6 protein-coding genes are annotated in these 6115 nt (G+C 61.6%); 3 read left to right on the top strand and 3 right to left on the bottom strand.

The annotated features are described in order from the left end of the window. Positions 1-127: 127 nt before the first annotated feature. Positions 128-1312 carry an integrase catalytic domain-containing protein gene (locus AC1DCM_RS26400; protein WP_477520307.1) on the top strand — a complete coding sequence of 395 codons (1185 nt, stop codon included), beginning with the start codon at positions 128-130 and terminating at the stop codon, positions 1310-1312. 603 nt (positions 1313-1915) lie between these two features. On the opposite strand, the gene AC1DCM_RS26395 is transcribed toward AC1DCM_RS26400, so the two are convergent. Then, complete coding sequence (locus AC1DCM_RS26395; RefSeq protein ID WP_477520306.1) at positions 1916-2527, bottom strand: hypothetical protein; 612 nt, start codon at positions 2525-2527, stop codon at positions 1916-1918. A gap of 318 nt (positions 2528-2845) precedes the next feature. Between AC1DCM_RS26395 and AC1DCM_RS26390 the strand changes: the two genes are divergently transcribed. Together AC1DCM_RS26390 and AC1DCM_RS26385 are read left to right on the top strand one after the other, a co-directional pair. Next, on the top strand, positions 2846-3133 hold the full coding sequence (locus AC1DCM_RS26390) for a hypothetical protein (protein ID WP_477520305.1): 288 nt from the start codon (positions 2846-2848) through the stop codon (positions 3131-3133). A 203-nt stretch (positions 3134-3336) separates the two neighbouring features. Beyond that, positions 3337-3810, top strand: coding sequence for a DUF6278 family protein (locus AC1DCM_RS26385; RefSeq protein WP_477520304.1), 474 nt, complete (start codon positions 3337-3339; stop codon positions 3808-3810). A gap of 121 nt (positions 3811-3931) precedes the next feature. Here AC1DCM_RS26385 and AC1DCM_RS26380 read toward each other — a convergent pair whose 3' ends face one another. Together AC1DCM_RS26380 and AC1DCM_RS26375 are read right to left on the bottom strand one after the other, a co-directional pair. Beyond that, complete coding sequence (locus AC1DCM_RS26380; RefSeq protein ID WP_477520303.1) at positions 3932-5068, bottom strand: FAD-dependent oxidoreductase; 1137 nt, start codon at positions 5066-5068, stop codon at positions 3932-3934. A gap of 310 nt (positions 5069-5378) precedes the next feature. Then, the gene (locus AC1DCM_RS26375) at positions 5379-5810 is read right to left on the bottom strand and encodes an ester cyclase (protein WP_477520308.1); all 432 of its coding nucleotides are present in this window, start codon (positions 5808-5810) and stop codon (positions 5379-5381) included. Between the last annotated feature and the right edge of the window lie 305 nt (positions 5811-6115).

Here is a 6115-nt window from a genome sequence, read left to right as displayed (position 1 = left end):
CCGCGTTGACTCATTGAAAACCTCCGCGTAGCCGGATACGTTGCCTCATTTGAAAACCTCCGCGTAACGGCGTGGTTCGCAAGTGTGGCGGCGGTTCGGGGCTATGCCCGTTTTCATGGAGCTAACGATGGCCCAGCGGCAAGCTGTGACGAAGAAGAAAGCCCTCGCCTATAAGGGTGCTGATCGGTCAGGGAARTCCCGGATCCTGAACGAACTGGTCGAGCTGACCGGTTGGCACCGYGACTAYGCCCGGGCAGCGCTGCGGGAGGCTCTGGTCCTGAAAGTTGTCAGGCCCAGGCCGGGCAGGACCCCGGTCTACGGCCCCGATCTGGTGCCGCCGCTGATCAAATGCTGGGCGGTGCTGCGCGCCCCTGCCGGCAGGCTRTTGGCCCCGATGCTGCCTGTCYTGGTGCCGCTGCTGCGCCGGGACAAAGAGCTTGAGATCACCGACGGGCAGGCGGATTTGCTGATGCGMATGAGCGCGGCAACCATCGACCGCAAACTCGCCGGCGAACGGTCGAAGATGGTCCTGCGGGGCCGATCCCACACGAAGCCGGGCACTCTCCTGAAATCCCAGATCCCGATCCGTACGTGGGCCGAGTGGGACGACGCCGTCCCGGGATTTGTGGAGATCGATCTGGTCGGCCACGAGGGAGGCAACAGCTTCGGSGAGTTCTGCTGCACCCTGACGGTGACGGACATCGCCACGGGCTGGACCGTGAACCGGTCGGTGCGGAACAAGGCCGCCAAATGGGTCTTCGAGGCCCTTGAACACGTCACTGCGGTCTTTCCGTTCCCCATCATCGGCATCGATTCGGACAACGGWTCCGAGTTCATCAACGAGCATCTGCTGGCCTACTGCCACGCGCACCAAATCACGTTCACCAGATCCAGGCCAGGCAACAAGAACGACGGAGCCCACGTGGAGCAGAAGAACTGGGCCAGGGTCCGGGAACTGGTCGGCTACCTGCGCTACGAMACCACCGCGGAGTTGGAGAAACTCAACGAGATCTGGGAGCTGGACCGTGTCTTCACCAACTACCTGCTGCCCCAGCAGAARCTACTCTCCAAGCAGCGGCACGGCGCGAAAGTCACCAAGAAACACGACGCGCCAGCCACACCCCACCAACGCGCGATCCGGCATGAACGGATGCACAAACGCCCKGTCATCCAGATGAACGCCGCCTTCAAACGCATCAAGCCCGGAGCCCTCTCACGTCAGATTCTGGCGCTCACAGGACAGCTGGAAACACTGGCCCTGGTCAAGAAACCAGCACCCCTCAAACCCGTAAACCGAGCCTGGAACGGCTAGGCAATCCGGAGGTTCTTCAACGAGGCAACGAAGCCACTCATCCGGAGGTTTTCAAATGAGGCAACGTATTACTCTTCCCGGAGGTATTGCAATGAGGCAACAGGGAAACGACGAAAGCTCGCAACGATCTATGCGGTCACTAACTCGCGGGCTATCGTCTGTACGGGAGAGAGGTCTATTGCTGACTCCCCCATCGTCGGTACCTCCACCAAAGTGGACAGGTCCAAGGACGGGCGGCATGTAAGTGTCAACTTCGGATACCAAGGCCTAGCTGGGCTTCTGGGCATGTACCAGAACACCGGGATGGACTTCTTCGGCCTTGGCATGGGACAGACGGTTGCCTTCTACGACGTCGATGATGTTGAACGGCTTATGGGTGCCTTGGACCAGGCTCGGGTTTGATCAGGCGCCGTCCAGACAATTATTCGCGGGGGGACACGGACATGCGGATGGAAGCAAAAGCGCGCTGTATTGCGGGTCGGCTGACGGATCGGCGAACGGGCATGACTGTGCGTCCATAGCGCGACGAGACGCCGCCGGCGAACGCTCAAAACGCGACCTTCACCGTCTCGGGCCGACAGAGGTGACTACGGTTGCTTCGCGCTACCGAGGGCCGAGGGGTCCCATCGAAAGGATCGCAGCCAAGGAGTCAACTGCACGGGCGCGCTCTTCCTTTCCTTCCGGGAGGAGCTCGAAGAGGTCACTGTAGGGTGTGGTGTCGCCTTGGATCTCGATTACGAGCTTCGGGCGCGACGCCAGAGGGGCGATCAGCGCGTCCAGGCGAACGTCCTTCACGAGACCCCAGGGGACGAGGCCGAAGGAGAAAAGACCGCGGGGCCTGATGAACTCGAGTCCGTTGTGGTCGGCTACAAGAAGCAAGAATCCCCCGCGCCCTCTAGCCTTCCTGCATAACGGCCCGGGTTTGAGAAAGAATGCCGTGTAGAGAGCACCCCAGTATGTCCTGACGACCACGGCGTGGGGCCGCTCGGCACCTATGGTTTCGGCTGCTCGCCGCGCGCGGCGGGCAGGAACGGTGAGTCCAAGGAACATCAGGATCCCAAACGTGTACACCGCGAGGACCGCAATCCAGAGTGCCTGGCCCGGCTTCGGCATAGAGCCAAAGTCGTTGAGCCGCCAGATGAGCACGACAGACATCACAAGGAATACGCCTATGTAGAGGCAGCGGACTGCGGTCTTTCCCCAACGATCGCTCACAAACGAACTCTAACCGCTTCAGCCCATCAGGACGACGAGAGCGTGCCCGGTGAAGGATCCTTCACCGGGCACAGTGCCCGTTGGTGGGCGGGAATCTGCAACACGGTGACCATGGCTTGGAGGCACGTAATGGGCCGCCGGTTCTCTGGGGGGCGCTGAGCCGACTAAGTGAGACCGGGCTCCGGATTTCTGGTCCTGGCTGGCCCGTCTTGCTGGTCCTGGCTCCCCCGTCCTAAGAGAACGTGCATTCCGTTTGACATCGACGAAACTAGAGGAAGACTATGGGCAAACAAAATCGTCGTCTTCTATGGAGTTCTCATGGCGGGAATCATGCTGGTCAAGCAGCGCGTCGCCGACGTCGCCCGATGGGATGCGGTGTTTCACGACCCGGAGTTGGACGCGGTGCGTCGCCGCCACGGGCTGGTGGTCACCGGAACCTACCTCGACGCGGAGGCGCCGAACACCGTCATTGTTGCGATGGACATGGCCGATCTCGACCTGGCCCGGCAGTTCGCTTCCTCCGCCACGTTGGCCGACGCCCGCGAGAGGGCCGGTGCGATCGGCCCACCGGAGGGCGTCTGGTATGGCCCGAGAGAGGTTCGTTGACCGTGCACGGCGAGGCCGACCGGTCGCTGCCACGCTCATGGATCGGCGCAACCCCGCTCGGGATGGCGCGGCTTCGGGCCAAAAGATCGAAGTCGATTTCACATGCGCCCGTTGAGGGATCCTCTACCGGGCGCTGAAGTGCCCCTTGATTCCGGCCTATTTGGCAGTGCCGCTCCAGGGCCATATCCGCGTAGCATGACGGCATGCCTGACCGGGTCGAGACCGAAGAGCCGCTTCAATTACTCCCTCCTGGCATGGCCCGGAGATATGCGGAGTACAAGCCGGCCACGAATAAACCCTCTCCTGCGTCAATCAACGTTGGCGGTTACGACGAGCTCCTCACCTACTGCCAAGGGAAACGAGTGGTCCTTCCCCGCTCACGCGAGGGCCTTGTCGTAATTGATGCGCTGACTGTGGACCCGGAGGCGATGAAAGATCTAACGGGACTCGCTGCGGCCGTTGGCATGTTCTACGGAGACGTTCTCACTCACGCCATCCCGGGAACTCATTGGGAAGTTATCGAAGAGGGCTTCCCAATGGTCCGGATAAGCAGAAACACAAGCATTTCGGTTATTCATGTGGCTCAACGACGGCTTGATGCAGGCTTCCCGACCCTAGTGATGAACTTCGACCACGCAATCGACCTCATTGACGAAGAGAGACTCCGAGGCAACTAGGCACTGCTGATGCGGGAACGAGTGTCCAGTGAAGGATCCTCAAACGGCGCCTTTCGTGCGCTGTTCAGCCGTGCAGCGAAAGATGGCGCGCTTAGGCAGACCATTTGCGGAAGCCCGTCACTTATCCCTGTGAATCTCGGTTTCGTCGGTTGCTCCGGAAGGGAAGGGTGTTTAGCGCAGCATTGCGTATCGTGATGCCCGACCGGGTCTTGGGTACAAGGAGGCGGGATGCGATGCCGGCGCCTCGTTGTTGCTTTCGAACGTGTTTGTGGTGTTTGTGTTCATAGTCGGCGAAAGCGGCGGTGTGGTCATCAGGGTGCGCGGCAATGGAGTCGGCGAGGGTCTTGGCTCCAACGATCGCGTTGCTGGATCCTTCACCGAACAGCGAGATACAACTTGCCGCGTCACCGAGCAGCACGACTCGGCCGGCAGCCCACTGCGGTACGTCCACGTGTGTGACGGCGTCGAAGTACCTATCGTCAGACGCGCCCCATTCCTTGAGGGCGAGCGTTGTGAGCCATCCGCCGCCCGCGTAGGCGGACTCGACGATGCGTCTGCCTTGTTCGGCGTCCCGGTAGTCGAAATCGTGCTGTCCCCGGAAGATGAATGCGAACCCGGGCTTCCCACCTGCCGGATGGATGATCAGGGAGGTTCCAGGTTCGTTGTACAACAGCACAGTGCGCGGATCTTCGATCGGCGCAGGCGCGCGCACCGTACCGACGAACATGCCGAAGGGGCGGGAAAAACGTTCTTCGGGGCCGAATGCCAAGCGGCGAACGGTGGAGTGGAGTCCGTCGGACCCGATAATCAAGTCATAGCGACGGGAAGGGGTCCGCTGAAACTGGACGTCGATACCCCTGTCGTCCTGGTGCAAAGCGGTGATCGAGTCGTCCCGGATGATGAGGCTTGTCTCGTGTGCCTTCTCAAGCAGCACGTCGACGAGTTCATTTCGTGCGACCTCGACCTCCTCTGGGCTGCCACCGCGTAGCCGCGTGGGGATCATTGCCTGTGCACGCCCGTCGGCGTCGACGAAGACCAAGCGTTCGACTCCGGTCGCGACCTCTTCCAGGTGGGACCAGATGCCCATTTGCCGTGCAATAGCGACGGCTCCTCCACGTACGTCAATAGGGTTGCCACTAGATCGGATGTCGGCCGCTCGTTCCACAACCGTGACCGACCAACCTGCCTTCGCCAGCCAATACGCGGCCGTGGAACCGGCAATGCCGGCGCCGGAGATCAGTACGTTGCGGTCCACCATGCATTTCATTCAAGCACTCAGCCCTGGCGGATCCCGCGTATTGAGCCCAATTTGCTCGGGCAAGTCAGCGGCCATGCGGGCAAGGATCAAAGTGGTCCCAGTTCCAAGAGACACAGATGAGTACGAGCCGTTGCTGTTGGCTGCTCCCTGGCATCACATGCAGAGGAGGACCCTGGGCAGCCGACAGGGGCCGCATTCACACGGGCCCTGCTGTTGTAAACATCCTGCTGCCTGCAACTTTGAGCTTCCCACGCCGATGCCAAACTACAGAGTGCTATCCCAGTCCCCTATCTTTTCCGCCATTTGGAGCTCAATTTGGAGAGCCGCTGGGCATTAGGCGTCTCAGTACACCCGTCTGCTGGAGTAGGGAGAAACGGTCCGGAACGCGCCAGTGCTCGGCGATACGTCCGTCGACGACGGCGGCAATGTCGATGACCGTCACCTCGACCGGCTTCCCGCTGGGTGGTCCGAAGAACGGTCCCGTGTGTGTTCCTCGTCCGTGGAAACGCACCCAGGCCGTAGTGCCTCGGGTGGCCCAGTCCTTGCTACCGACGAGAGCCCCCAGACACGGGAGCTGCTGCGCGCCAAACTCGCAGGCCGGGACCAGATCATGGACGCGATGATCGCCGCGCTCGGGGGCGAACTCGCCGTACCCCTGGCCGAGGCACAGGCAATATTCCGGGGCCTGGCCGCCCCCGGCCTCTACCGGGAACTCGTAGAGCAACTCGGCTGGACCCCGCATCGCCTCGCCGATTGGATGAGTGAGACGCTCCAGCACCACCTGCTTCGAGCAAAAAACTGACGTAAGGACGTTGTCCAGGGGTCAGGTCCGCCCCGGTCAATCATCGTCTGCACTACCGAACGCGTGGGCGCCTGGGCCTGGCGCAGCCACTCCGATGAATGGCTGCGAGGACCCAGAAACGCAGCCAGGTCGATGCTGTCAGGGCCGACCCGTACTGGTGCAGCTACCGCCTGCTCGCGGGGGATCGGGATGCAGTTGCGGTACGTCTGGCGCCGCGGGCTTGTCCTAGGGCAGGATCGTTGCCA

The organism is Paenarthrobacter sp. 10N417 (genome assembly GCF_056394745.1).
The sequence above is the reverse complement of the archived record's forward strand: the minus strand, read 5'-3'. Positions and strand labels throughout refer to the sequence as shown.